This is a genomic window from Salinimicrobium sp. TH3 (assembly GCF_026676115.1).
GTDB lineage: Bacteria > Bacteroidota > Bacteroidia > Flavobacteriales > Flavobacteriaceae > Salinimicrobium.
This window is the reverse complement of record NZ_JAPONB010000009.1, coordinates 119,215-143,075: the sequence shown is the minus strand read 5'-3', so window position 1 is coordinate 143,075 and position 23,861 is coordinate 119,215. Positions and strand designations below refer to the sequence as shown.

Annotated in this window: 26 protein-coding genes; 13 read left to right on the top strand and 13 right to left on the bottom strand. The window is 41.0% G+C overall.

The genetic code is table 11. The features are described from left to right. Nucleotides 1-92: 92 nt before the first annotated feature. A complete protein-coding gene (gene lon / locus OU683_RS13835; protein ID WP_268139307.1) occupies nucleotides 93-2,543 on the bottom strand; it encodes an endopeptidase La in 2,451 nt (816 codons plus the stop codon). 217 nt (nucleotides 2,544-2,760) lie between these two features. Here lon and OU683_RS13830 point away from each other — a divergent pair, with 217 nt between their 5' ends. From OU683_RS13830 to OU683_RS13815, 4 genes are read left to right on the top strand one after another with little or no spacing between them, the layout of a single operon-like run. Continuing rightward, a complete protein-coding gene (locus tag OU683_RS13830; RefSeq protein WP_268139305.1) occupies nucleotides 2,761-3,321 on the top strand; it encodes an RNA polymerase sigma factor in 561 nt (186 codons plus the stop codon). After that, complete coding sequence (locus OU683_RS13825; protein ID WP_268139303.1) at nucleotides 3,311-3,874, top strand: DUF4179 domain-containing protein; 564 nt, start codon at nucleotides 3,311-3,313, stop codon at nucleotides 3,872-3,874. Before OU683_RS13830 ends, OU683_RS13825 begins: the two co-directional genes overlap by 11 nt. Continuing rightward, complete coding sequence (locus OU683_RS13820; RefSeq protein WP_268139300.1) at nucleotides 3,855-4,952, top strand: hypothetical protein; 1,098 nt, start codon at nucleotides 3,855-3,857, stop codon at nucleotides 4,950-4,952. The genes OU683_RS13825 and OU683_RS13820 overlap by 20 nt, the downstream gene beginning before the upstream one ends. Before the next feature lie 37 nt (nucleotides 4,953-4,989). After that, nucleotides 4,990-5,724, top strand: coding sequence for a head GIN domain-containing protein (locus tag OU683_RS13815; protein ID WP_268139298.1), 735 nt, complete (start codon nucleotides 4,990-4,992; stop codon nucleotides 5,722-5,724). 61 nt (nucleotides 5,725-5,785) lie between these two features. Here the strand turns inward: OU683_RS13815 and OU683_RS13810 are convergent, their stop codons facing one another. Continuing rightward, entirely contained in the window at nucleotides 5,786-7,126 is a 1,341-nt protein-coding gene (locus OU683_RS13810) for an MFS transporter (RefSeq protein WP_268139296.1), read from the bottom strand. A 64-nt stretch (nucleotides 7,127-7,190) separates the two neighbouring features. Continuing rightward, nucleotides 7,191-8,015 carry a M48 family metallopeptidase gene (locus tag OU683_RS13805; RefSeq protein ID WP_268139293.1) on the bottom strand — a complete coding sequence of 275 codons (825 nt, stop codon included), beginning with the start codon at nucleotides 8,013-8,015 and terminating at the stop codon, nucleotides 7,191-7,193. A gap of 141 nt (nucleotides 8,016-8,156) precedes the next feature. Between OU683_RS13805 and OU683_RS13800 the strand changes: the two genes are divergently transcribed. From OU683_RS13800 to lpdA, 5 genes are all read left to right on the top strand, one after another. Further along, entirely contained in the window at nucleotides 8,157-9,026 is an 870-nt protein-coding gene (locus OU683_RS13800; RefSeq protein WP_268139292.1) for an alpha/beta fold hydrolase, read from the top strand. 27 nt (nucleotides 9,027-9,053) lie between these two features. Then, nucleotides 9,054-9,536, top strand: a complete 483-nt coding sequence (gene msrB / locus OU683_RS13795) for a peptide-methionine (R)-S-oxide reductase MsrB (protein ID WP_268139290.1) — start codon at nucleotides 9,054-9,056, stop codon at nucleotides 9,534-9,536. A gap of 86 nt (nucleotides 9,537-9,622) precedes the next feature. Next, nucleotides 9,623-10,033 (top strand): peptide-methionine (R)-S-oxide reductase MsrB, encoded by a 411-nt coding sequence (msrB, locus tag OU683_RS13790; RefSeq protein ID WP_228913443.1) that lies wholly within the window; start codon nucleotides 9,623-9,625, stop codon nucleotides 10,031-10,033. A gap of 1 nt (nucleotide 10,034) precedes the next feature. Continuing rightward, entirely contained in the window at nucleotides 10,035-10,532 is a 498-nt protein-coding gene (locus OU683_RS13785) for a collagen-like protein (protein WP_268139286.1), read from the top strand. Between the two features lie 174 nt (nucleotides 10,533-10,706). Continuing rightward, on the top strand, nucleotides 10,707-12,098 hold the full coding sequence (gene lpdA / locus OU683_RS13780; protein WP_268139284.1) for a dihydrolipoyl dehydrogenase: 1,392 nt from the start codon (nucleotides 10,707-10,709) through the stop codon (nucleotides 12,096-12,098). Nucleotides 12,099-12,253: 155 nt separating this feature from the next. Here lpdA and OU683_RS13775 read toward each other — a convergent pair whose 3' ends face one another. From OU683_RS13775 to OU683_RS13745, 7 genes are all read right to left on the bottom strand, one after another. Next, nucleotides 12,254-13,729, bottom strand: a complete 1,476-nt coding sequence (locus tag OU683_RS13775; RefSeq protein ID WP_268139282.1) for a sigma 54-interacting transcriptional regulator — start codon at nucleotides 13,727-13,729, stop codon at nucleotides 12,254-12,256. Between the two features lie 48 nt (nucleotides 13,730-13,777). Next, nucleotides 13,778-14,896, bottom strand: coding sequence for a vWA domain-containing protein (locus OU683_RS13770; protein WP_268139280.1), 1,119 nt, complete (start codon nucleotides 14,894-14,896; stop codon nucleotides 13,778-13,780). A 165-nt stretch (nucleotides 14,897-15,061) separates the two neighbouring features. After that, a complete protein-coding gene (locus OU683_RS13765; RefSeq protein ID WP_268139278.1) occupies nucleotides 15,062-15,781 on the bottom strand; it encodes a Dph6-related ATP pyrophosphatase in 720 nt (239 codons plus the stop codon). Between the two features lie 84 nt (nucleotides 15,782-15,865). Next, nucleotides 15,866-16,333 carry a hypothetical protein gene (locus OU683_RS13760; protein ID WP_268139276.1) on the bottom strand — a complete coding sequence of 156 codons (468 nt, stop codon included), beginning with the start codon at nucleotides 16,331-16,333 and terminating at the stop codon, nucleotides 15,866-15,868. A 126-nt stretch (nucleotides 16,334-16,459) separates the two neighbouring features. Next, complete coding sequence (gene aroQ, locus OU683_RS13755; RefSeq protein WP_268139274.1) at nucleotides 16,460-16,873, bottom strand: type II 3-dehydroquinate dehydratase; 414 nt, start codon at nucleotides 16,871-16,873, stop codon at nucleotides 16,460-16,462. Nucleotides 16,874-16,984: 111 nt separating this feature from the next. Beyond that, nucleotides 16,985-17,467, bottom strand: coding sequence for a hypothetical protein (locus OU683_RS13750; protein ID WP_268139272.1), 483 nt, complete (start codon nucleotides 17,465-17,467; stop codon nucleotides 16,985-16,987). A gap of 165 nt (nucleotides 17,468-17,632) precedes the next feature. Continuing rightward, nucleotides 17,633-18,220 carry a porin family protein gene (locus tag OU683_RS13745; protein ID WP_268139270.1) on the bottom strand — a complete coding sequence of 196 codons (588 nt, stop codon included), beginning with the start codon at nucleotides 18,218-18,220 and terminating at the stop codon, nucleotides 17,633-17,635. Between the two features lie 110 nt (nucleotides 18,221-18,330). Between OU683_RS13745 and xerD the strand changes: the two genes are divergently transcribed. The 4 genes from xerD (at nucleotide 18,331) to OU683_RS13725 (ending at nucleotide 21,291) form a co-directional block, all read left to right on the top strand. Beyond that, nucleotides 18,331-19,227, top strand: coding sequence for a site-specific tyrosine recombinase XerD (xerD, locus tag OU683_RS13740; RefSeq protein WP_268139268.1), 897 nt, complete (start codon nucleotides 18,331-18,333; stop codon nucleotides 19,225-19,227). A gap of 250 nt (nucleotides 19,228-19,477) precedes the next feature. Further along, complete coding sequence (locus OU683_RS13735; protein ID WP_268139266.1) at nucleotides 19,478-20,425, top strand: aldo/keto reductase; 948 nt, start codon at nucleotides 19,478-19,480, stop codon at nucleotides 20,423-20,425. 72 nt (nucleotides 20,426-20,497) lie between these two features. Next, nucleotides 20,498-20,878, top strand: a complete 381-nt coding sequence (locus tag OU683_RS13730) for a hypothetical protein (protein ID WP_268139264.1) — start codon at nucleotides 20,498-20,500, stop codon at nucleotides 20,876-20,878. 113 nt (nucleotides 20,879-20,991) lie between these two features. After that, entirely contained in the window at nucleotides 20,992-21,291 is a 300-nt protein-coding gene (locus tag OU683_RS13725; protein WP_228913456.1) for an HPF/RaiA family ribosome-associated protein, read from the top strand. Between the two features lie 124 nt (nucleotides 21,292-21,415). Here the strand turns inward: OU683_RS13725 and murA are convergent, their stop codons facing one another. The 3 genes from murA to OU683_RS13710 form a co-directional block, all read right to left on the bottom strand. Continuing rightward, the gene (murA, locus tag OU683_RS13720) at nucleotides 21,416-22,729 is read right to left on the bottom strand and encodes a UDP-N-acetylglucosamine 1-carboxyvinyltransferase (RefSeq protein WP_268139261.1); all 1,314 of its coding nucleotides are present in this window, start codon (nucleotides 22,727-22,729) and stop codon (nucleotides 21,416-21,418) included. A 15-nt stretch (nucleotides 22,730-22,744) separates the two neighbouring features. Continuing rightward, the gene (locus OU683_RS13715; protein ID WP_268139259.1) at nucleotides 22,745-23,386 is read right to left on the bottom strand and encodes a DUF4290 domain-containing protein; all 642 of its coding nucleotides are present in this window, start codon (nucleotides 23,384-23,386) and stop codon (nucleotides 22,745-22,747) included. Between the two features lie 103 nt (nucleotides 23,387-23,489). Continuing rightward, a complete protein-coding gene (locus OU683_RS13710) occupies nucleotides 23,490-23,783 on the bottom strand; it encodes a DUF493 family protein (protein WP_268139256.1) in 294 nt (97 codons plus the stop codon). Nucleotides 23,784-23,861: the final 78 nt, after the last annotated feature.

Here is a 23,861-nt window from a genome sequence, read left to right as displayed (position 1 = left end):
AAAATAAGCATTCATAGCAGGTTATAAAGAAAAACCTCGCTAAATAAAAAAGGCTCCGTAATTTTCGGAGCCTTTTTCTAACATTATTTTTTCTATAACTTCTTTGGATTCTTAACCTTTTCATCAAGAATAGCCAGATCTATAACTTCAGACATTTCCTTTACATAATGGAAGGTAAGTCCCTTAAGGTATTCCTCCTTAATATCCTCTATATCCCTTCGGTTTTCTACACAAAGTATGATCTCCTTGATATGAGCTCTTTTGGCAGCAAGGATCTTTTCCTTTATACCACCAACCGGCAGCACTTTACCACGTAATGTGATTTCCCCGGTCATAGCGATATTTTTCTTCACTTTTCGCTGCGTGAAAAGAGACACAAGAGAGGTCAACATGGTAATACCGGCACTTGGACCGTCCTTTGGGGTAGCTCCCTCGGGCACGTGAATATGTACATTGTATTTTTCCATTACTTCGGGATCAATTCCCAGTTCTTCGGCATTACCTTTAATATATTCAAGGGCAATAGTCGCCGATTCTTTCATCACTTTCCCAAGGTTACCGGTGATATTAAGAGATCCTTTTCCTTTTGAAAGAATAGATTCAATAAATAGGATATCCCCTCCAACCTGGGTCCAGGCCAGTCCTGTAACAACACCCGCGGTTTCATTGTCTTCATATTTATCGCGCTCCAGTTTTGGACTTCCAAGCACATCAAGAATATCTGAATCCTTAACTTTTATATTGTACTCCTCTTCCATCGCAATATTTTTGGCTGCATGTCGTACCATTTTTGCGATCTGTTTTTCAAGACTTCTCACACCAGATTCGCGGGTATAACCTTCCACTATTTTCTCGAGCTGTTTCTTACCAATTTTTAGATTCTCCTTGGTAAGACCGTGTTCTTTTAATTGCTTTGGAAGTAAATGTTGTCTTGCGATCTCTACCTTCTCTTCAATGGTATAACCCGTCACATTGATGATCTCCATCCTGTCACGCAGGGCAGGCTGAATTGGGCTCAGGTTATTGGCAGTTGCAATAAACATCACTTTTGACAGGTCAAAAGGCATTTCCAGGAAGTTGTCATGGAATTCACTGTTTTGCTCTGGATCCAGCACCTCCAGTAAAGCCGAAGATGGATCTCCACTATGGCCAATACTAAGTTTATCGATCTCATCCAGCACAAAAACAGGATTGCTTGTACCTGCCTTTTTGAGAGATTGGATGATCCTTCCCGGCATTGCACCTATATACGTTTTTCTGTGCCCTCTAATCTCAGCTTCATCACGAAGACCACCTAGTGAAATCCTCACGTATTCTCTTCCCAAGGCTTCGGCTATTGAACGACCAAGGCTGGTCTTACCAACTCCCGGAGGTCCGTAAAGACAGAGAATGGGAGATTTCATGTCATTCCTTATTTTGAGAACAGCGAGATACTCAATGATCCTTTTCTTCACATCCTCAAGACCGTAATGATCACGATCAAGAATACGCTGCGCCCGCTTAAGATCAAATTTATCTTTGCTGAAGTCATTCCAGGGAAGATCAAGAAACAGGTCTAAATAGTTTCGCTGAATTGAATACTCTGCCACCTGCGGATTCATCCGCTGCATTTTAGACAATTCTTTATTAAAATGCTCTTTTACATTTTCCGGCCATTTTTTCTTTTTTGCCCGTGCCCGCATTTCCTCTACTTCCCCTTCATGAGAGACCCCGCCCAGCTCTTCCTGGATGGTCTTCATTTGCTGGTGAAGAAAATACTCCCGCTGCTGCTGGCTCATATCACTTTGTACCTTGCTCTGAATGTCATTTCTAAGCTCCAGCTTATGGTACTCCACGTTCATGAACTTAAGCGTGGAAAGGGCACGTTCTTTAAGATCATTCGTCTCAAGCAATTTCTGCTTTTCTTCCACAGAAAGATTCATATTGGAAGAAACGAAGTTGATAAGGAACGACGGACTCTCAATATTCTGAATCGCAAAAGAAGCTTCCGAAGGAATATTTGGACTATTCTTAATGATTTGCAAGGCTAAATCCTTGATAGAATCAATTATAGCTCCAAATTCCTCATTTTCCTGTGCAGGACGTGCCTCGGGAACTTCAATGATCTTTGCCTTCAAAAAGGGTTTATCCTCGATCACCTCCTCTATTTCAAAGCGTTTTTTACCCTGGATGATCACAGTGGTATTTCCATCGGGCATTTTAAGCACCCTTAGAATTCTCGCAACTACTCCAATTTTATTAATATCGGTTGCAGTTGGATTTTCTACCTTCTCATCCTTTTGAGAAACTACGCCAATAACTTTGGTGTCGTTATTAGCTTCATTGATCAATTTAATGGAAGCATCGCGACCTGCCGTAATAGGAATCACCACCCCTGGGAAAAGCACTGTATTTCTTAATGGTAAAATTGGTAGTACTTCCGGGAGGTCTTCTTTATTTATTTCTTCTTCATCTTCAGGAGTCATTAAGGGAATTAACTCTGCATCTTCATCCATCCCCTGTAATGACAGACTGTCAAGATTTGTAAATTTTGTTCTGCCCATATCTGTTTTTAAGTCAAACTGTCACTGCAGTTATTATGTCATTAATTTGCAAGTTACTTTAATACCTTTACTTTCATTGTAAAACAGGCAGTTAAAGCACATTTCACGGGCATTAATTCAATTGTTATGCCACGAAAAGAATAAATTTTAAAAGAAATTTCAGGGAAACTGTAACAATTGGAAAAGCAACCTATCTTTATTATAAAGCATTAATATTTTGACACTAACCACCACACATATTGATGAGCTTTTGGAGAAATGCCGTCGGGGAGACGAGCGGTCCCAGATGAAAATTTACAAGAAGTACAGCAAAGCGATGTTCAACGTGGCGCTGCGCATTGTAAAAGATTCGGCCGAAGCCGAAGACATCATGCAGGAGTGCTTTTTAAAGGCCTTTGACAAACTGGACACTTTTGAAGGAACCTCCACATTTGGAGCCTGGCTTAAGAGGATCGTGGTGAACCACAGTATTGGGGTATATAACAAAAACACCCGCTATACAGAGGTTCAATACAATGACCAGTTCAAACATACTGCAGATGAAAGTGAAGGAATAACTTCGGAAGAGGAGGAGCAAAATCCTAAAGTAAAAATGATCTTAAAGACAATGGAATCATTAAAAGAAAATTACCGGGTGGCGCTTACCCTTCATTTAATTGAAGGTTATGATTATGAAGAGATCTGTGAGATCCTCAATATTACCTACGCCAACTGCAGAACAACAATTTCACGGGCTAAAGAAAGCCTGCGCACCAAATTACTTAGCTATGAAAACTAACAACGACCTAAAAGATCTTTTCGAAGGGCTGGATTTCGATGTCGCCGAGCCTGCATCGCAGCACGAAGACCGTTTTCGGGAGAAACTTAGAAAACGGCCCCAAAAGAAAATACCCCGGCACAATGGAGTAATTACCATGTGGCTCCCGGTCATGGCAATAGCAGCAAGCTTTCTTGTAGCTGTACTAATTTTCCAGGGCATCTTCACAACTCCCTTCTCACAGGAACAGGAATTGGCAAATGTTTCGCCGGAGATGAAGCAAACCCAGGAATTTTATTCTTCGGTAATAAAAACAGAGCTCGCAGCATTAAAGGAGCAAAAAACTCCCGAGACCGAAGCAGTTATAAATGATGCTTTAGCTCAAATGGATATTCTTGAAAAAGATTATGAAAATTTAAAAACAGATCTTGGAAAAAGTGGCCAGGATCAAAGAGTGATCTACGCCATGATCACCAACTTTCAAAAAAGAATTGACCTGTTAAAAATGGTTCTTGAAAAAGTAAATGACATAAACACCTTAAAAACCACCAATCATGAAAACAATATTATATAAAGCTTTGATCCTCTTCTTTCTTATCCCAGCCGTGGCCTGTGCAGAAGGAGATTTCAATGGAAAGTACACCAAACAGAAGCGTGTAAAAAAAGAATTCAATGTGTCTCCTAATGACATGCTCAAGATCAATAACAGCTATGGAAACATTGACATAATAACCTGGGACCAGAACCGGGTAGTGATCGAAGTTCTTGTGCAAACAAACGGCAACGATGAAGAAAAGGTAGAAAAGCGCCTGCAGGAGATAGATGTTGCATTTAACCAATCCAGTGGACAGGTAACTGCCAGGACCCTGTTTGAAAAAGATAATAATAATTCATTTTGGGGAATTCTCTTTGGCGGCAGTAATAACAATGTCAATATGGAGATCAATTACAGAGTGAAAGCTCCGGTAACAAACCGCGTGGATCTTTCCAATGACTATGGAAGTATTAATCTTGACAAGCTTGAGGGAGATGCGCACATCTCGGCTGACTACGGAAAAATAATGATAGGTGAACTTCACGGAAATAATAACAAGCTTAATTTCGACTATACCCGAAACAGCAGTATTGGTTATGTAAAACGTGCAGAGATCAATGCAGATTATTCTGAGTTCACTATTGACGAAGCAGGCACACTGGACCTAAGTGCAGATTACACAGATTCTAATATTCATAAAGTAGAGAACCTAAGCTTCAACAACGACTATGGATCTTTAAAAGTGGAACGACTAAAAAATATCAAAGGACAGGGTGACTATCTGGGAATAAAGTTGGGCCTTGTGTATGGAAGTGTGGATATAAGTATGGACTATGGTTCTCTGGTAGTACAAAAGATCATGCCCAGCTTTAAAGACATGAACATTAACAGTGATTATACCGGTATAAAAATTGGTTACGATCGCCAGGCCCCTTTTAGTTTTGAAGTGAAATCTTCTTTTGGAGGCGTGAATGGAATTAATAACAGTAGCTTTACTGTAAATAAGCGCAATCAAAGCGGCAGCGATAATTACTACCAAGGTTATTACCTCAGTGAAAACACCGGTGGAAGGATCTATGTGAACTCCAGCTTTGGAAGCGTTTCCTTTACAGACTAATTATAAAACAATATCAATCATCAAAATAAACATGATCATGAAAAAACCATTTATCACTCTTTTCCTTGCCCTTCTTTGTATAACAGCAACCCAGGCCCAGTGGTGGCAGGGATCGAAAAAAATTGAAGGCAATGGGAATATGGTTACAAAGACAAGAACAGTATCAAGTTATGACGAAGTTTCCCTTACCGGCTCCATGGATGTGATCCTGGTAAAAGGCCGGGAAGGAGCAATAAAAGTTGAAGCCGAGGAAAACCTGCAGCAACATATTTTAACTGAAGTAAATGGAGGCAGATTAAAGATTTCGGTTGAAAAAGGCTATACTCTGGATCCCTCCCAAAATCACGATATTGTAATCACCGTTCCTTTTACAGATATTGAAGGATTAAGTTTAACAGGATCGGGAGATATGAGATCATCAGATATGGTGACTGCCGAAAATTTCTCTATCGATATCACCGGTTCAGGAAATGTGCAACTTCCGCTTAAAGCGAAAAACACTTCAGCAAATATTACAGGATCGGGGGATATAGACCTTAAAGGAAGCTCGGTTGATTTTGATTGTAAGGTAACAGGATCTGGAGATATAAGTGCTTTCGATTTCGAATGCGAGAATGTGCAGGCAACGGTGACAGGATCTGGAGATATACAGGTTTATGCTTCAGAATCTCTTAAGGCCAGCACCCCGGGTTCAGGCGATGTCGAATACCGTGGAAATCCTAAAAAAGAAGATTTCAAGACTATGGGTTCCGGCTCAATTAGTAAAAACTAAAAACTTCCGCAGAATTTGAGCGGCTTAAAACCTCTTACACTCAGGTGTCAAAAAGGGGTTTTTAAGCCGCTTCTTTTTTTGCCAGTTTTCCGGTTCTGGGAACCATCAGCAATAAAAAAATTCCGATTAAAAAGAAGGCGGTGAGAAAAAGAACCGAAAATCTAATGCTGCCAAAAACCTGGGTGACCAGTCCATAGAGTGACATTCCTATTACGATCCCTATTTTTTCTGAAACATCATAAAAACTGAAATAACTTGTGGTGTCTAAGGTACCTTCAGGAAGCATTTTTGAGTAAGTAGAGCGCGAGAGGGTTTGGATCCCGCCCATTACCAGCCCTACAAGTCCCGCAGCAATATAAAACTGCACTGGCGTTTCCACAAAAAAAGCATAAATACATATTCCCATCCATATCACGTTCACCAGGATAAGCGTCTGGATATTTCCCATTTTTGAAGAGAGACGGGAGGTGATAGTCGCTCCTGCCACTGCTACAAGTTGAATTAGAAGTATGCTTAAGATCAATCCTGTTGTCGCATCCTGGCCCGTCCAGTTCACTTCCTCGATACCAAAGTAGGTTGCGATCAACATCACGGTTTGTACTGCCATGCTGTACACAAAAAAGGCTCTTAGGTATTTCTTTAACTGCGGGTTACTTTCAAAAGAATTCCAAATCATTTTTATTTCTCTAAACCCGTTAAAAAGCACGTCCCTGGTTAACTTTTCCTTTTTGTTTCCCTTCGGAAGGTAATAGTAGGTGATCTGGCTGAATCCAATCCACCATATCCCAGTGAGAACAAAAGACAAACGCGTAGGCATGCCCTCATCTTCGAAACCAAACCATTCATAATTGAGCACCATCATGAGACAAATGATCAACAGGACTACGCTGCCAATATAGCCAAGGGAAAAACCTTTTGCACTGGCTTTATCCTGTTGTTCAGGAAAAGCGATGTCGGGAAGATAGGAGTTGTAGAAAACCAGACTTGCCCAAAATCCAACAAGGGCCAGAAAATAACTGGTGAGACCAAACCATAAGTTCTCGATGCTAAACCAGTACAAACTTATACAGGACAGAGCCCCCAGGTAACAAAAGAATTTTAAAAAATTCTTTTTGTTCCCCACATAATCGGCAATACCCGAAAGAAATGGACTTATCAAAGCCACTACCATAAATGCCAGGGCGGTCACATAACTTATAAGAGAATCATTATTAAAGTTGAATCCCAATAGCTGCACGGTATCATGTACCACCTCCCCTTTCTCATTTTTCACAATAGTAAGAGCCGCATAAAAAATGGGGAAAATGGTTGAAGCGATTACAAGGCTATAAACCGAATTTGCCCAGTCATAAAAGGCCCAGGCATTGATTAATTTTTTACTTCCTTTCGGGAGCTTATTCATATGGGAGTAAATTAAAAGAGCTGCCACAATTGGCAGCTCCTAAAATACTGTTTTTTTAATACCTCTATTGAAAGGAAGTCACTCCATATTTACGGGCCTCGGCTTTGGCCTGGGGAGCCCATTTTTCAATATTCTTGATCCTGGTTTGTGGATTGGGGTGAGTACTTAGAAACTCTGGCGGTGCCTGTCCTCCACTGTTCTGCTCCATCCTTCTCCATAGATCGGCAGCCTCTGCAGGGTCATATCCAGCTATGGCCATTAATGTCAATCCAATTCTGTCGGCTTCACTTTCATGGCTTCGGCTAAACGGCAGCATTCCGCCCAGGTTGGTTCCCAAACCGTAAGCCTGTGCAATAATTTGCTGTGTACTTTCACTTCGTCCACCCACTGCGGCTCCAACTACTGCTCCACCTACCTGTTGTAGCTGGGCGGCACTCATACGCTGGGCCCCGTGATTGGCCACGGCGTGAGCTACCTCATGGGCCATAATGGCTGCAACCCCTGTTTCATTCTTGGCAATAGGCATGATCCCGGTATAAAAAGCGATCTTACCGCCAGGCATAGCCCATGCGTTCACTTGATCGTCATCTTTAATAAGATTAAATTCCCACTCGTAATCATTAAGATACCCCTGATAGCCATTGGCATCAAGAAATCTCTCGGCCGCAACAGCTACTTTACGTCCAACATTCTTAACCATATTTGCCTCTGAAGTATTTCGTACCACCTCATTTTGTTTCAGGACTTCTTCATACTGTTGAAAAGCAGCAGGAAAAATCTGGGAATTGGAAACAAAGTTGAGATTTCTTTCACCGGTGAAAGGGTTCGTTTTACATCCTGCCATAAGCAGAACTAAACCAACCATTATTGTAATTTGTCTAAGTTTCATAATTAATGATTTTTGTTAAAGTTACTAAATCGCTCCTGCTCCACCGGAAGCTTTAAATTAGGTTTAACAAAATACCTGCCAATTTTTAAAAGCCTTGCCCGGTAAGGCTTCATATTTGTATCTTGCGATCTTTCACCTTTTATGACAAAACAGAAAAAAGACAAAACACCGGTACAGAGGCTGCTGGTGCCCTCGTATATTTTAGCCGTCGGAAAAATCCTAACCACAATTTCCCCATTCCTTGCCAGCAGGTTTGCAGCAAAACTTTTTCTTACACCTTTTAAGTATAAGCTTCCTAAACGGGAACAAAAGATGGATAGGGAAGCCCTCCAGGAAAAATTGACGCTCCCTCACTTTCAACGCGAAATTGTAGTATATCATTACGGTAATTCCCCAAAAAAGATCTTACTGGCTCATGGCTGGAGTGGCAGGGGAACCCAACTTGCTGTCATGGCCGAAGAGCTTTTAAAAGCGGGTTACTCTACCATAAGTTTTGATGCCCCTGCACATGGAAAAGCTCCAGGAAAAATGAGCATGATGCCGCATTTTATTGAAGCCATTGAAGTGTTGGAAAAGAGGTACGGGCCATTTGAAGCAATTATTGGACATTCCCTTGGTGGTATGGCTTCTTTAAAAGCCATTTCTGATGGGCTGAGTGTAAACAAACTTGTGATCATAGGTACCGCAAACAGTGTTACCCGCATCACAAAAGAGTTTGCCGGCAATATGAAAATGAACGATAAAGTGGCGGCAAAAATGAAATCCTACTTTGACAACAAATTTGGTGTAGACATGGACAGCCTCTCGGGTGCTGTTTCTGCTGAAGGAGTTAAAATCCCCACCCTTGTGGTACACGACGAGGATGATGTTGATGTAAGGATCAATTCGGCTTATGAGATCCATGAAAAACTGGAAAACAGCCAAATTCTTATTACTCAGGGACAGGGACACCGCCGAATATTAGGGAATACCGAAGTTATTAATAGAATCATTCAATTTCTTTCGGTATAGTTCTTGATTCTTCAGTAAAAAAGAATCATGAAAAGCATTTTTATCATAGTTTTTTCCTTTCTCCTGCTTAGCTGCAACAGCTCTGCACAGGATTCAAAAAAACAAAAAACCTTTCCCGTTTCTAAAACAGAAGCCGAGTGGAAAGCCGAATTAAGTCCTGCAGCATTTAAAGTCCTGCGTCAAAAAGGAACCGAACGCGCCTTTTCCAGCAAGTTGAACCACGTGGAAGAACCCGGCACCTTTGTTTGTGCTGCCTGCGGTAATGAATTATACGAAACCAAACATAAATTTGACAGCGGTACCGGCTGGCCCAGTTTTGACCGCCCGATTAGTGAAGCCAATGTAGACTACCGACCCGACAGAACCGGAGGGTTCTCTGCACTGGAAGTTATCTGCGCAAATTGTGGAGGGCACTTAGGTCACGTTTTTAATGACGGCCCCAGGAACACTACCGGAAAACGACATTGTATCAACGGGGTGGCAATGAATTTTGTTCCCAAAGGTGAATAAGCAAAGTTTTTACCATACAAAGTTTACCAATAGTTTAAGAGTACCTACACTCCCTATTTTTTATATTTAAAATAAACACTTATTAAATGGTCAAGAAATATCCAATAGAGCGTTCAGAATCTGAATGGCGCAAGCAACTTTCAGAAGAACAATACCGTATCCTTCGGGAGAAGGGAACAGAATCACCACATTCGGGCAAGTACAACATGCATTTCCAGGAGGGAGCATATTGTTGCGCAGCCTGTAACGCCAAACTTTTTGAAAGCGATCAAAAGTTTGAGAGCAACTGCGGCTGGCCGAGTTTTGATGATGCAATAGAAGGTGCCGTAGAATATGTGCAGGACAAAAGTTATGGCATGATACGCACAGAGATCCTTTGTTCCAATTGCGGCAGCCATTTGGGACATGTTTTTGATGACGGTCCCTCCGAAACAGGCCAGCGCTACTGCGTAAATTCGGCAAGTATAGAATTTGAATCTAAACCTAAATCCAAATAATATGAAAAAGATATCCTTTTTATTCGCTTTTATTGCTTTTAGTCTTACCTCCTGCTCCAGTGATGAGCCGGGACCCCAAGGACCTCCGGGAGAACCGGGAGTTAATATAGTTGGACAAACATTTGAATTTGAAGATGTAGACTTTGAATATTTTGAAGATGGGAATTTCTACGCCACTGTAATTGATATCCCGGCAGAAATTGAAGTCCTGGAGTCCGATGCTATTCTGGTATACCGACGGGAAGTTATTGATGGTACAGAGACCTGGAGTATGATCCCGCAAAACTACTTCCTTGAGGAAGGGATCATTCAATATGTTTTTAACCATACCGCTTCAGACATTGAGTTACTTATCGATGGGAACTTCGATCTTTCTACACTGGATGGCGTATACTCACAGAACCAGTTCTTTAGATTTTTCGTGGTTCCTTCAGACTTTGCTATAGATACAGGAGTGGACGTTTCAGACTATGATGCCGTTATGCAGGCATTGAAATAGACCATAAGCATTATTACTACTAATTCCTTTTTCCTTCCGGGAGAAAGGAATTTTTTTTAGGGAAGGTGTCAAAAATGACATTTTACAGCGCATTTCCCGAACCTATATACTTTTGGTTTAAGCTTAATTTCCGTAAATTCGCTGTCTTTAATTCAGTTATATAAAATTCCGAATATGAGTAAATACGACGTTATAGTTTTAGGAAGTGGCCCCGGAGGTTACGTGACTGCCATTCGCGCATCACAGTTAGGCTTTAAGACCGCTGTTATAGAAAAAGAAAATCTTGGTGGAGTTTGTTTAAACTGGGGATGTATCCCTACAAAAGCACTTCTTAAGAGTGCCCAGGTTTTTGAATACCTCAACCATGCACAGGATTACGGTCTTAAGGTTGAAAAAGCTGAAAAAGATTTTGGTGCAGTTATAAAGCGTAGCCGAAATGTTGCCGACGGCATGAGCAAGGGGGTTCAATTCTTAATGAAGAAGAACAAGATCGATGTAATTGACGGATTTGGAAAACTGAAGCAGGGGAAAAAGATCGAGGTAACCGATAAGAACGATAAGAAAACAGAATATTCTGCAGATCATATTATCATTGCCACAGGAGCACGTTCAAGAGAACTTCCTAACCTTCCGCAGGATGGAAAGAAAGTGATTGGATACCGCAAGGCGATGAGCCTTGAAAAGCAGCCAAAATCTATGATCGTTGTAGGTTCTGGCGCGATTGGGGTAGAATTCGCCCACTTTTACAAGACAATGGGTACAGATGTGACCATCGTGGAATTCCTTCCTAACCTGGTGCCGCTTGAAGATGAAGAGATCTCAAAACAATTTGAGCGCAGCTTCAAAAAGGCCGGAATTAAGGTGATGACCAACTCTTCTGTAGAGAGTGTTGATACTTCGGGAGATCTTGTAAAGGCAAAAGTTAAAACCAAAAAAGGAGAAGAAACTATAGAGGCCGAAGTTGTACTTTCTGCCGTTGGAATTAAATCGAACCTTGAAAATATTGGCCTTGAGGAATTAGGTATCAAGACCGATAAGGATAAAATTTTAGTAAACGAGTACTACCAGACCAACGTGCAGGGAATTTATGCCATTGGAGATGTAGTCGCGGGGCCTGCTCTTGCCCACGTCGCTTCTGCGGAAGGGATTACCTGCGTAGAAAAGATTAAGGGTATGCACGTTGAACCAATTGACTACGGAAATATTCCCGGTTGTACTTACGCTACGCCTGAAATAGCTTCTGTTGGAATGACAGAAAAGCAAGCCAAAGAAGCAGGATACGAGTTGAAAGTTGGAAAATTCCCATTCTCAGCTTCCGGAAAAGCAAAAGCTGCCGGTACACCTGACGGATTCGTAAAAGTGATCTTTGATGCGAAATACGGAGAATGGCTGGGCTGCCACATGATTGGTGCCGGCGTTACCGATATGATCGCCGAAGCTGTTCTTGGACGTAAACTTGAAACCACAGGACACGAGGTATTAAAGGCCATCCACCCTCACCCAACAATGAGTGAAGCCGTGATGGAAGCCGTAGCCGATGCTTACGGGGAAGTGATTCATTTATAGGATTTTTTAGATACTAGAACCTAGAGTCTAGATACTAGACTAAATAAAAACCCTTCGAAAAAATTTTCGAAGGGTTTTTATTTAGGTTCTATTTAGGCTCCCTCAAGAGATCTTTTAAAAAGTCTAGATTCTAGTTTCTAGACTCTAGACACTACTTATTCATTACTCCTTAAGCCCTCGATATAGCTTCCATAGATATCCTTAAACTGCATACCTTCAGCAAACCTGAATTTATTGAGCTTTTTATATTCTACCAGCCCCCACAAAACAAATTCCTTTAGAAAGTATTTATCTTCTTCAGATATATTTGGCTGATATTTATTGATAAGCTTCTCCAGTGCAGGGATGGAGTCCAGAGCTTCCTTATAATCTTCATCTGTCGTTTCATCGAACAGCTCAAATCCGCTTTCAGAAAAGAACCATTCCACAATTCCGGAATAGGGATCTTCGGCATCGGGTTTTTGTAGCTTTTCGATCTTTGGGAACATCATTGGAAATAGTGTCTTTACGGCTTCTCCAATGAGTTCCAGTGCAACGACCGCACTTCCTTCCTGCTCTCCTTCATAAACCAGCTCGATCTTCCCGGTAATAGAAGGGATGACCCCAAGAAAATCGCCAAATCTAAGCAGGGTTTTTTCTTCTCCGTTTTTCACAGCTCTTCTTTCTGCGGTACTTAAAAGATTTTCATAAGCTGTAATACTCAGCCTGGCACTTATTCCACTGCGGGCATCAATGTATTCATGATCCCGGGCTTCAAAACTAATTTGTTCCAAAAGATCTTTTGCAAGTTCGGGCACGTGCACCATATCTGTCTGCCCCTGCTCAAGCTTCGCTTCCTGCTGGGTGATCTTTTTCGCAGTCTTGACATCCAGGGGATAATGGGTGAGGATCTGTGATCCAATTCGGTCTTTTAAAGGGGTTACAATGCTGCCACGGTTAGTATAATCTTCGGGATTGGCAGTGAATATAAACTGCATATCCAGTGGTAACCTCAATTTAAATCCGCGAATTTGTATATCTCCCTCCTGCAGGATATTGAAAAGGGCAACCTGTATCCTCGCCTGTAGATCAGGCAGTTCGTTGATCACAAAAATACTGCGGTTGGCCCGTGGGATCATTCCGTAGTGGATCACCCGGTCGTCGGCATAACTAAGCTTTAGGTTAGCAGCTTTTATGGGATCTACATCTCCAATAATATCGGCTACAGTCACATCTGGTGTTGCAAGTTTTTCATAGAAACGATCATTCCTGTGGACCCACGAGACTGGGGTCTTATCCCCTTTTTCTTTAAGCAGCTCCCTGGCATACCGCGAGATTGGATTAAAGGGATCATCGTTGATCTCCGAGCCTTCCACTATGGGCATCCACTCATCCAAAAGGTCCACCATCATTCTGGCAAGGCGGGTTTTAGCCTGTCCTCTTAACCCTAGAAAATTAATATTGTGTTTTGAAAGTATGGCCCGTTCAAGTTCAGGTATGACCGAGTTTTCATAACCGTGTATCCCTTCAAAAGTGGGTTCATTCTTTTTTATTTTGTTCAGCAGGTTTTGCCGTAGTTCTGTTTTTATACTTCTACTTTGATAACCGGAGTCCTTCAGTGCTCCAAATGTGGTGAGCTTCTTTATATCCATGTTCTGCAAAATTTTTGATTTAAAATGGCTTTTTTGAGCGTTCAGTATTTATCCTTTGATCCTCTTCTTTCGGTTTGTTTCATAATCCTCAAAGATCATTTCGCCCAGTCCTTTAAGCCCGGTAAAGAATGCTTTTCCTTGATTCGCTTGTGTGAATTCCCGAACAAACCGTTCCAGATAGGGATCCTGTGCGATCATAAAGGTAGTTATAGGAATATGTAGTTTCCTGGCCTGGCTGGCAGCATTGTAACATTTTTCAACGATATAAGGATCCAGCCCAACGCTGTTCTGGTAATAACTGCCGTCTCTTTCCCTAAGGCAACTGGGTTTACCATCGGTGATCATAAAGATCTGTTTATTGGTGTTTCGTTTGCGGCGCAAAAGATCCATTGCAAGTTCAAGACCGGCAACTGTATTTGTATGATATGGCCCCACCTGCAGGTAAGGCAGATCACCTATCGAAATTCGCCATGCATCATTCCCAAAGACAAGAATGTCTAAAGTGTCTTTAGGATATCGTGTGGTGATCAATTCGGCAAGAGCCATAGCCACTTTTTTCGCCGGAGTGATACGGTCTTCGCCGTAGAGGATCATACTATGACTTATATCTATCATAAGTACGGTACTCATCTGGCTTTTATGATGCGTTTCTTCTACAACCAGGTCATCTTCGGTCATATGAAAATCATCGGCACCATGTTGGATCTGTGCATTCCGAAGCGACTCGGTCATGGATATTTTATCCAGGGAATCTCCGAAATTATAATTCCGGAATTCTCCCGTGTGCTCATCGCCTAATCCCGTTTGTTTCGTGTTATGATTACCCGATCTACTCTTTCTCAACTTTCCGAAGATCTGGTTGAGCGCCTGCTGGCGAATCGCTCTTTCGGTCTTGGCGGTAATAGCCATGCCGCCACTCCCCTCTATCTCCTCGCGGATGTATCCTTTTTTCTTGAGGTCCTCTATAAAGTCATCAATGGTGTAATTCTCATCGGTAAGTTTATACTCCTGGTCTAATTGTCGCAGCCAGTCTATAGCCTCATCGAAATCCCCGGATGTATGGGTAATGAGCTCTTTAAAAATCTCAAAAAGTTTATCAAAGGGAGGAATGTTCTCTGCCTCAAACTTCTTAAAAATGAATCCTTTTCTCACATGTTGCCTTTCCATGCCCTAATTTAATTGATAGCTTCAATATCTCACAGAAGAGGAGGATAAATTTGTGTTAATTAGACTTTAGACGTGAGATCTGAGATTTGAGATTTGAGAAAGAAGCACCAAATTTCAGACAACAAATTCCAATCGGAAATTTTCAAAACAATTTTGAATTCTGAATTATTTTAGGTCACAATAATAGAACCTGGTGTCCCAGGCTTCCGGTTCCTTTTTAAAACAGTTGTCCTTTTTTTCTGAAGGAGGAGCGTAAGATCGCTCCACAATTTCCCCTTTTTGAAAGTTAACCGGCACCTTAAAAATGGGGCCGTCGAAGACAAAACTGTGGAATTCGCCATTCTCCCCTGCGGGATCAACGCCTTTGGGTAAATCGGCCAGAAATTTCTCATCTATAAGCCTTCCGCAGAAAGATTGATCAAGTAGTTTAACATTTACACTTACAGTAATCGCTTTAAATCCGGCAGAAAGAAATTCCTGCATTAATTCTGAAGTATTCTTTTTCCACAGCGGGAAGACCGGCTGCAAACCCACTTTTTGAAGCTGCTGTTCCCGGTATTGCCTAAGGTCTTCCAGAAAAATGTCTCCAAATATGCTGTGAGTAAACCCGGTGGCTTTCAATGCCTTAGTTTCCCGCTCCATGATGTCATTATAATCCCTCATGGGAACATCACCGGGCAAAGAAATGAGCTGCAGGGGAATTCCTAAACTTTGGGCCTGCTTTAGCAACAAATCTTTCCGAAGTCCATGCATGGATACCCTTTCGTTTTCGGAATTAATCGTTGTTACCAGCTTTTCTACAGAAAATTCTTTTTGTTGCTGAATTAAGTAGAGGGCATATGCAGCATCTTTTCCTGAACTCCAGTTTAAATTAGCTTTTCTCATCCCGGGAAGGTACTTAAAAAGCATAAAAAAAGCGGAAGATCTCTCTTCCGCTTTCTTTTAAAGTGAAAATTTAATATTATTGGATTAAAGGCTGAATTCAACTCCCAAATTAATAGAAGACCAAGTTCCACCATCAACACTAATTCCTGAGTAAGATGCTATTACACCTAACAATCCGAAGTTATAACCTACTTTTGGTCTGTAAAAAAAACCTCCATCTACTCCATCCTCAAGACTAATTGCATAACCCAAATCAGCTCCTAAAAAAAACATGGAAGCTGGAAATTGATATCGGCCAGTAGCTGCCACAGGTAAGAAGGAAATATTGGAACCTTCAACCGAGTAGCCCGTAAAGCCAATCATTGGTCCTACAGAAAAACCTTCACTAACTTCAAAAAAATATGCTGCATCTGCACCATAGTTTATGTCATAAATATCTGCATCCCCTACAGGAATACCTATATTACCTCCAAATTTGAAATTCTCCTGTGCAAAAGAATTGACTGAACCCAGGATTAAACAAGACACAATTAACACTAGAAATTTTTTCATAATTGTTTGATTTTAAGTTAGTAAAACCAAACTTATACTAATTTTTCCGAAAAACATTGAAGTGTTCCTGCAAATTGGACAAAAACGTCTTTATTGACGATCAAATAACCTATCGCAAAGAAATATTTACAAAAAACTCCTCACAGCCAGCTCGTAACTCTGCAGCCCAAAGCCCAGGATAACTCCTTTTGCATTTGGTGCAATAAAGGAACGGTGACGAAATTCCTCCCGTGCAGCAGTGTTGGAGATATGAACTTCCACTACAGGCGTGGAAATGGCTTTAACGGCATCCCCTATTCCTATTGAGGTATGCGTATAGGCAGCTGCATTTAAGACAATTCCATCAAACTCTCCATCGGCAGCCTGAAGCCTGTTTATGATTTCACCTTCAATATTTGACTGATAGTAATCCAATTCCACATTTGGAAAGTTTTCCTGAAGCTTTTGAAAATATGATTCAAAAGTTTCATTTCCATAAGTTCCCGGTTCGCGATTGCCCAGCAGATTGAGATTTGGGCCGTTGATGATCAAAAGTTTCATAAGGTAAATGTAAAAAATAAAGGCATAAAAAAAGGCAGATAAATCTGCCTTTCAATGTTAAGGTATAAACCACCTGCTTAAAATAATACAGGTGGGGAGTCCTAAAAAAAATTAGAATTTAAATTCTACTCCTACATTAAGTGAAGATACATCCCCGGCATCCTCTGTGATACCCTCATAAAAAACCATAACTCCAAAGTTCATAAAACGAAACCCTAATAAAGGTCTCCAGTACAATCCACCGTCAAGGCCGTCACTAAGACCTACAGCATACCCAAGGTCAAAACCTCCAATGAAAGAACTGGGAAGCCCTAACCTTCCGGAAGCCGCGATAGGTAAATATTGAAAATCATCAACTCCATCTTTCCCAAAATAATGAGAATAACCTACCATTGGCCCAACCTGTACAATATCCATTAGACTTATCATATAAGCGAGATCGGCTCCTGCCTTAAAACTGGAAGCATCATCCACGTCTCCAACAGGAATACCGGCGTTTACACCTACTCTAATCCCTGTTAAACCTGTCTGCGCATGTGCAGCGTTAAAACTAAATAACCCAAGTACTGCAATAAGAAGTAATTTTTTCATCATTAAAGTTGTTTTAAGTTAACTACCACCAAGTTAGTTATTTACAATCGACAATAATCGATATATTAATTTTTCCTTGTAGGTGAAGCCTCACACTTTTTTCCTTCAAAATCATGATAAAAAAAGGGCAGTAAAAACTGCCCTTTTGATGCGTTCAAAAGTTAACTGTTAGAACAACAGCCCTACACCTGCCTGCACAACGGAGTTTTTTACATCTACTCCCTCAACATCATAAATATCTGTCATCCCAGCATTATAGCGCCCATAAACAAAAAATTTACTGAACTTGTAGGAGGCACCAAGCCCAAGACTTAGATCAAAATCGTTCCTGTTATCATTAAAAAGTTCTTTTTCGGCAGACCCGAAGTCTATGGACTCTTCTACAACAAAACCAAATTGCGGTCCTGCTTCAAGTGCGAGTCCTTCGAGTACATAAAGCTTAGCCATCACAGGAACAGTTATATAATCCAACTGGTGTTCGATATCCTCGTTATCATCTCTTCTAACGATGTCAAATCCCTGAGCAGAATAAAGCACTTCTGGCTGGATCGAGAACCTATCGCTCAGCGGTACCTCGGCCAATAATCCTAAATGATATCCTGTCCTGGAGCTTTCATCTTCAAAATCTGAAAATCCGTCTCCCGAGAAAGTTGAGAAGTTTACTCCTCCTTTTGCCCCAAAGTAAACGAATTCCTGCGCAGCTACAAACGTTGTACTTAATAGCATAGCTGCAATAAATAAAATCGACTTTTTCATAATTCTATGTTTTAAAGTTTGGGACAAATGTAGGAGGGATAGTGTTAAGAAAATCTCAGTTTATATTAAAGTACTCGTAAATCCTTACTTTTAGCGTATATCTTTGACCTGTGAACTGGGAAAACGCTTTAAAGGATTACACGCATTACCTCAAGATCGAACGGGGTCTGGCTGCCAATACCATTGAAAATTATTCTTTTGATGTTGAGAAATTGGTGAACTGGCTGGAGGCCAATGAAATCAATGTTTCCCCAATATCTATTTCTGAAGAACAGCTGCAGCAATTCATTTATTCCCTTGCAAAACAGGTAAATGCCCGGTCACAGGCCCGAATCATATCTGGCCTACGCGGATTTTTTAATTACCTGCTCTTTGAGGATTACCGAAAGACAAATCCGCTTGAGCTTATTGAATCACCAAAGACCGGCCGTAAACTTCCCGATACCCTTTCTACCGATGAAATTGATGCTCTTATTGCTGCCATAGACCTTAGCAAACCTGAAGGAGAACGAAATCGTGCCATCCTTGAAACCCTCTACGGCTGTGGACTTAGGGTTTCTGAACTCATAGACCTGCGCTTAAGTGATTTATATTTTGATGAAGGATTTATTCAGGTAACGGGAAAAGGAAGCAAATCAAGATTTGTCCCAATTGCTGAAGCCACCCGTAAATACATTGATCTTTATCTTGATTACATAAGATCACACCAGGATATTCAAAAAGGGCATGAAGACACCGTGTTTTTGAACCGCCGCGGAAAGAAACTTACCCGCGCCATGATCTTTACCATTATAAAACGACTTGCTGTCGCCTCGGGTTTGAATAAGAAGATAAGCCCGCACACCTTCCGGCATTCTTTTGCCACTCACCTGCTGGAAAATGGTGCAGATCTTAGGGCCATTCAGCAAATGCTGGGGCATGAGAGTATTACCACAACAGAAATTTACGTCCACCTGGATCGCTCCCACCTAAGAAAAGTTATGGAAGAATTCCACCCAAGACGTTAATTGTGCGATTCACCTTCCTATGTAAGATTTAAATCAGAAATCAGTTCGTTACACAATAGATAAGTTCCTCTCCTTACTATTTGCTAAGAGTAAAAAAAGAAATGGTCCCTATTGTTTTATCCATTTGAGGAAATTTTGAAAGTTTATTGCCAACACAATATTTCTACCTGATATTAAATTTCTGCTAAACCCGCTCAAATCCTTTGGCAGGCGGCTTTTCCTGCTTAAATTCAGGAAATAAACTTATACTATGGAAATACTAAAATTCAAGAATGGAGATAAAATGCCGGCTATAGGTCTTGGCACATGGAAATCTGATAAAGGAAAAGTTGGACAAGCAGTAAAAATTGCATTAAACAATGGGTACCGCCATGTAGATTGTGCAGCAACTTACGGCAATGAAGCTGAAATTGGGAACGCCTTCAATGAAATATTTAAGGAAGGGAAGATCAAAAGAGAGGACGTATGGGTGACTTCCAAACTATGGAACGATTCTCATAGAAAAGAGCATGTAATCCCGGCCCTAAAGCAGACCCTGAAGGACCTGCAACTTGATTACCTCGATCTCTACCTCATGCACTGGCCGGTCGCCTTTAAACATGGAGTATCTTTTCCTTCTAAAGATGAAGATTATCTTTCTCTGGAAGAAGTACCATTGATCGAGACATGGAATGCCATGATTGAAGCTAAAAAACAAGGGCTGGTAAAACATATTGGAGTATCAAATTTCAGCAGTAAAAAGCTGGACGATCTCATGTCAAAAACTAATGAAATTCCCGAAATGAACCAGGTGGAGCTACATCCATTCCTGCCGCAGCCCGAGCTTTTACAGTTCTGTAAGGAAAATAATATCCACTGTACAGCCTATTCGCCCCTTGGAAGTGGTGACCGCAGTGAGCAAATGAAAGCTAAAGATGAGCCTTCCCTTCTAAAGGAACCGGCAATTTTGGAAGTAGCTAAAAAACATGATGTTTCACCTGCCCAGGTCCTTATTAAATGGGGTGTTGACCGTGGAACTGCAGTTATACCAAAATCCACCTCGAAGGATCACATAATTTCAAATCTGGAAAGCATTAATCTTGAATTGGATGAGGAAGATCATAAGAAGATTGCAGGAATAAAACGTAACTTCCGCTATGTAAACGGGGAATTCTTTGTGACCCCCGGCAATTCATACAACAACATTTATGATCTGTAAATCATACCTCCCAAAAATGGCATTGTTGACCTCTTTTTGGTGCTCTCCGGTTGTAAAAATGATGACCGGGAGATGGAGGCAAAAACTTCAGAAATTGATTCCCTCACCCGGAAATTAAACCGGCAACAGCAGCTTAACGATTCCCTGGTCAACCTTCGGGAGATAGATTATTACGCAAATGACTATTCGATCTTCTTCGGAAAGGAATTTGAGGATATTGATAACCCCGAAGAGCATATTATTAATGCCCTGAAGAATAAAAAGGATTTAATTCCTTTAAAAGCTGTACTTGGAGGCACCATGGAATTCCGGAAGGTGCAGGTAATTTCTGAAGATTGGGTGCTGGCAATTTATGACGACGGCCATGTACAGGGAAAGTCAATTTATGAATATGAACTTCAGGAAGATGGAGAAGTAGAGTTTAAGGAGGTTGCTTCACAACTTCCAGAGTAACAGCAGCTCCCTGATATGCCATTTTAGGAACGTTATATTTTTTATAAACCCAAGATTTTCCGAAGTGATTTTGGTATCTTGGAATTAATATTTTAAGCAAAAAAAGAAGCAATATGAAGACTAACATTCAATTTGTACACACCGACACTAAAATTTCAGCTGAACAACTTGTTCAAAGGAAACTTGATAAACTTGAGAATAAATACGACTGGATCATCTCTGCAGATGTAATGTTCAAGGAAGAGAAATCTACTAATGGAAACGGGAAAGTTTGTGCGATCGAATTAAGCCTTCCGGGCCCAAAGATCCACGCCTCCTCAAACTCCGACAGCTTTGAAGCCGCCGCAGCAGAAACTGTGAAAGACCTTGAAAAGCAGCTGAAGAAACGTAAAGCTGAAATGCAAAGCCACTAACAAGGGTTAAGGTTTAAGGAATAATTGTTAATTAAAAAAGGCTGCCGGAAAATGAATTTTCCGGCAGCCTTTTTTTTGAAAAGTTCACAGTCTTGGCTCTTGACTCTTGGCTCTTGATTCTCAGTTAAGCTATTCGCTTGATCCTGGCTCCAATTGCCTGCAAACGCTCGTCAATATTTTCATAACCCCTGTCAATTTGCTCTATATTATGAATTACCGAAGTTCCCTTCGCAGAGAGTGCTGCAATTAGCAGGGAGATTCCGGCTCTAATATCAGGAGAAACCATAGTAGTTGCTTTTAACTGAGATTTAAAGTCGTGCCCGATCACTGTAGCCCGGTGCGGATCGCAAAGGATAATTTTTGCTCCCATATCAATTAGTTTATCCACAAAGAAAAGACGGCTTTCAAACATCTTTTGATGAATAAGAACATCCCCCTTGGCCTGGGTAGCTACAACCAGTATAATACTCAAAAGATCTGGAGTGAATCCCGGCCATGGAGCATCACTTATACTCATGATCGATCCATCAATAAAACTTTGCACCTCGTAACCATCGGTATGAGCGGGAATGTAAATATCCTCGCCTCTTTGCTCCAGTTGTATCCCCAGCTTCTTAAACGTTGCCGGAATAAGACCCAGGTGTTCCCAGCCGACATTCTTAATAGTGATCTCACTTTTGGTCATTGCAGCAAGTCCAATCCATGAGCCAATCTCAACCATATCTGGTAAAATGGTATGGGTACAACCACTTAAAGATTCCACTCCTTCAATTTCCAGGAGGTTTGATCCTACGCCAGAGATTTTCGCTCCCATGCGGTTAAGCATGTTACAAAGTTGTTGAAGGTATGGTTCACAGGCTGCATTATAGATTGTAGTGTGCCCCTTTGCCAGCACAGCAGCCATCACAATATTAGCTGTTCCGGTTACCGAGGCTTCTTCAAGCAACATATAAGTTCCCTTTAAACCATTTGGTGCTTCTACTCCATAAAAGCGTTCTTCCTTATTGTAGCGGAAGTCGGCACCCAGTTTGATAAACCCTTCAAAATGTGTATCAAGTCTTCTACGACCAATTTTATCTCCCCCTGGACGCGGGATGTAACCGTGTCCAAATCTTGCCAACATAGGACCCACGATCATTATAGATCCTCTTAGTCCACTTCCCTCTTCCTTAAATTTTTCGCTTTTAAGATAATTCAGGTCCAGTTGATCTGCCTGGAAAGTATAGGTGCCTTTCTTCAGCTTTTCAACCTTTACGCCAAGTTGTTTAAGCAGGTGAATGAGTTTATTAACATCCAGAATGTCTGGAATATTATGTATTGTAACTTTTTCGGGAGTTAAGAGTACGGCGCAAAGTATTTGCAGAGCCTCGTTCTTTGCTCCCTGGGGTTGAATTTCCCCTTTTAGAGCATGACCTCCTTCAATTTGAAAAGTTCCCATAAAAAAAATAGAATTTTAATGACGTTTGCGGCTGCGCGCTCTGTTGTGTGTTTTTTTAACCGGTTTTTTCGAGGCAAATTTCTTGTTGCTTCTCAAAAGTTCTGAGGCTTCGCTAAGGTCCTCTTCGGTATTTTTTAGATTGATCTTACCGTCACTTAGCTCCCTTAAATGTTCAAAGATCACTTTGTCATCTACAGAATCCTTGTTCCAGCTCAAGTAAGACTTCTTCATGTGATTTGCGATGGTGAACACAAGGCCTTCCTTCTCGGGACCTTCTTCAAACTTGTTCGCTTCATCGATCATCCTTTTGATATTGTTTCCATAGAAACGATACTTCGGAAAGTTTTGAGGATAAGGCATTCTCTCGGGCCTTTCTGCCAACATTTCCCTGGATGGTTTTGGAAAAGGGCTTTCTACATCCAGTTTAAAATCACTTATAATGAATAATTGATCCCAAAGCATATGTTGAAAATCGGGTACGTCACGCAGGTGCGGGTTAAGATTTCCCATTACAGCAATAATTGCTCTGGCTACTTTATTACGCTCTTCATCGTCCTTGATCTCAACAGCGTGTTCAACCATCTTTTGAATATGTCTTCCATATTCGGGAATGATGAGTTTACTCCTTTCGGAGTTATATTCTAATTCGTTTGTCAAAATGAATAATATTAGGTGATAATATACTGCAGAAGTTTATCGACTGCAAATTAAAAAAATTATTCAGGAAAAAAGGTGCTCTATCAAATTATCCTGCAATTATTTACAGGGAGATCACTCCTTCTATTTTTTGTCCTACTTCCTTGTATTTGGCGATCACCGCATCTGGATCATGCATTTTCACATTAACAGAAACACTGGTATAACTGCCTTTTTTGGATTGCTTGGTGTTAATCACAGCACCCATGTTATCAAATATTTCTTCAATGCCCGTAATTTTTTCCGGTTCTGTAGGGACAATGAACTTGTATAAATAAATGGACGGCCAGGTGGCGGTATCCAGTAATTGTGACTTCAATTTTTTATAAAATTCTTCAGGATCTTTAGCTTCGCTCATAATGATCTTACTTCATGATTGATGCAAAGATACATTTTAGAATCTATTTTTTAAATTGATTGCAAATCGCGAAATTTG

What these genes read in the sequence shown, in the direction of transcription:
- lon (WP_268139307.1), bottom strand. Translation starts at nt 2,543, where the DNA reads ATGGGCAGAACAAAATTTACAAATCTTGACAGTCTGTCATTACAGGGG.
- OU683_RS13825 (WP_268139303.1), top strand. Translation starts at nt 3,311, where the DNA reads ATGAAAACTAACAACGACCTAAAAGATCTTTTCGAAGGGCTGGATTTC.
- OU683_RS13820 (WP_268139300.1), top strand. Translation starts at nt 3,855, where the DNA reads ATGAAAACAATATTATATAAAGCTTTGATCCTCTTCTTTCTTATCCCA.
- OU683_RS13815 (WP_268139298.1), top strand. Translation starts at nt 4,990, where the DNA reads ATGAAAAAACCATTTATCACTCTTTTCCTTGCCCTTCTTTGTATAACA.
- OU683_RS13810 (WP_268139296.1), bottom strand. Translation starts at nt 7,126, where the DNA reads ATGAATAAGCTCCCGAAAGGAAGTAAAAAATTAATCAATGCCTGGGCC.
- OU683_RS13805 (WP_268139293.1), bottom strand. Translation starts at nt 8,015, where the DNA reads ATGAAACTTAGACAAATTACAATAATGGTTGGTTTAGTTCTGCTTATG.
- OU683_RS13800 (WP_268139292.1), top strand. Translation starts at nt 8,157, where the DNA reads ATGACAAAACAGAAAAAAGACAAAACACCGGTACAGAGGCTGCTGGTG.
- msrB (WP_268139290.1), top strand. Translation starts at nt 9,054, where the DNA reads ATGAAAAGCATTTTTATCATAGTTTTTTCCTTTCTCCTGCTTAGCTGC.
- msrB (WP_228913443.1), top strand. Translation starts at nt 9,623, where the DNA reads ATGGTCAAGAAATATCCAATAGAGCGTTCAGAATCTGAATGGCGCAAG.
- OU683_RS13785 (WP_268139286.1), top strand. Translation starts at nt 10,035, where the DNA reads ATGAAAAAGATATCCTTTTTATTCGCTTTTATTGCTTTTAGTCTTACC.
- lpdA (WP_268139284.1), top strand. Translation starts at nt 10,707, where the DNA reads ATGAGTAAATACGACGTTATAGTTTTAGGAAGTGGCCCCGGAGGTTAC.
- OU683_RS13775 (WP_268139282.1), bottom strand. Translation starts at nt 13,729, where the DNA reads ATGGATATAAAGAAGCTCACCACATTTGGAGCACTGAAGGACTCCGGT.
- OU683_RS13770 (WP_268139280.1), bottom strand. Translation starts at nt 14,896, where the DNA reads ATGGAAAGGCAACATGTGAGAAAAGGATTCATTTTTAAGAAGTTTGAG.
- OU683_RS13765 (WP_268139278.1), bottom strand. Translation starts at nt 15,781, where the DNA reads ATGAGAAAAGCTAATTTAAACTGGAGTTCAGGAAAAGATGCTGCATAT.
- OU683_RS13760 (WP_268139276.1), bottom strand. Translation starts at nt 16,333, where the DNA reads ATGAAAAAATTTCTAGTGTTAATTGTGTCTTGTTTAATCCTGGGTTCA.
- aroQ (WP_268139274.1), bottom strand. Translation starts at nt 16,873, where the DNA reads ATGAAACTTTTGATCATCAACGGCCCAAATCTCAATCTGCTGGGCAAT.
- OU683_RS13750 (WP_268139272.1), bottom strand. Translation starts at nt 17,467, where the DNA reads ATGATGAAAAAATTACTTCTTATTGCAGTACTTGGGTTATTTAGTTTT.
- OU683_RS13745 (WP_268139270.1), bottom strand. Translation starts at nt 18,220, where the DNA reads ATGAAAAAGTCGATTTTATTTATTGCAGCTATGCTATTAAGTACAACG.
- OU683_RS13735 (WP_268139266.1), top strand. Translation starts at nt 19,478, where the DNA reads ATGGAAATACTAAAATTCAAGAATGGAGATAAAATGCCGGCTATAGGT.
- OU683_RS13730 (WP_268139264.1), top strand. Translation starts at nt 20,498, where the DNA reads ATGGAGGCAAAAACTTCAGAAATTGATTCCCTCACCCGGAAATTAAAC.
- OU683_RS13725 (WP_228913456.1), top strand. Translation starts at nt 20,992, where the DNA reads ATGAAGACTAACATTCAATTTGTACACACCGACACTAAAATTTCAGCT.
- murA (WP_268139261.1), bottom strand. Translation starts at nt 22,729, where the DNA reads ATGGGAACTTTTCAAATTGAAGGAGGTCATGCTCTAAAAGGGGAAATT.
- OU683_RS13710 (WP_268139256.1), bottom strand. Translation starts at nt 23,783, where the DNA reads ATGAGCGAAGCTAAAGATCCTGAAGAATTTTATAAAAAATTGAAGTCA.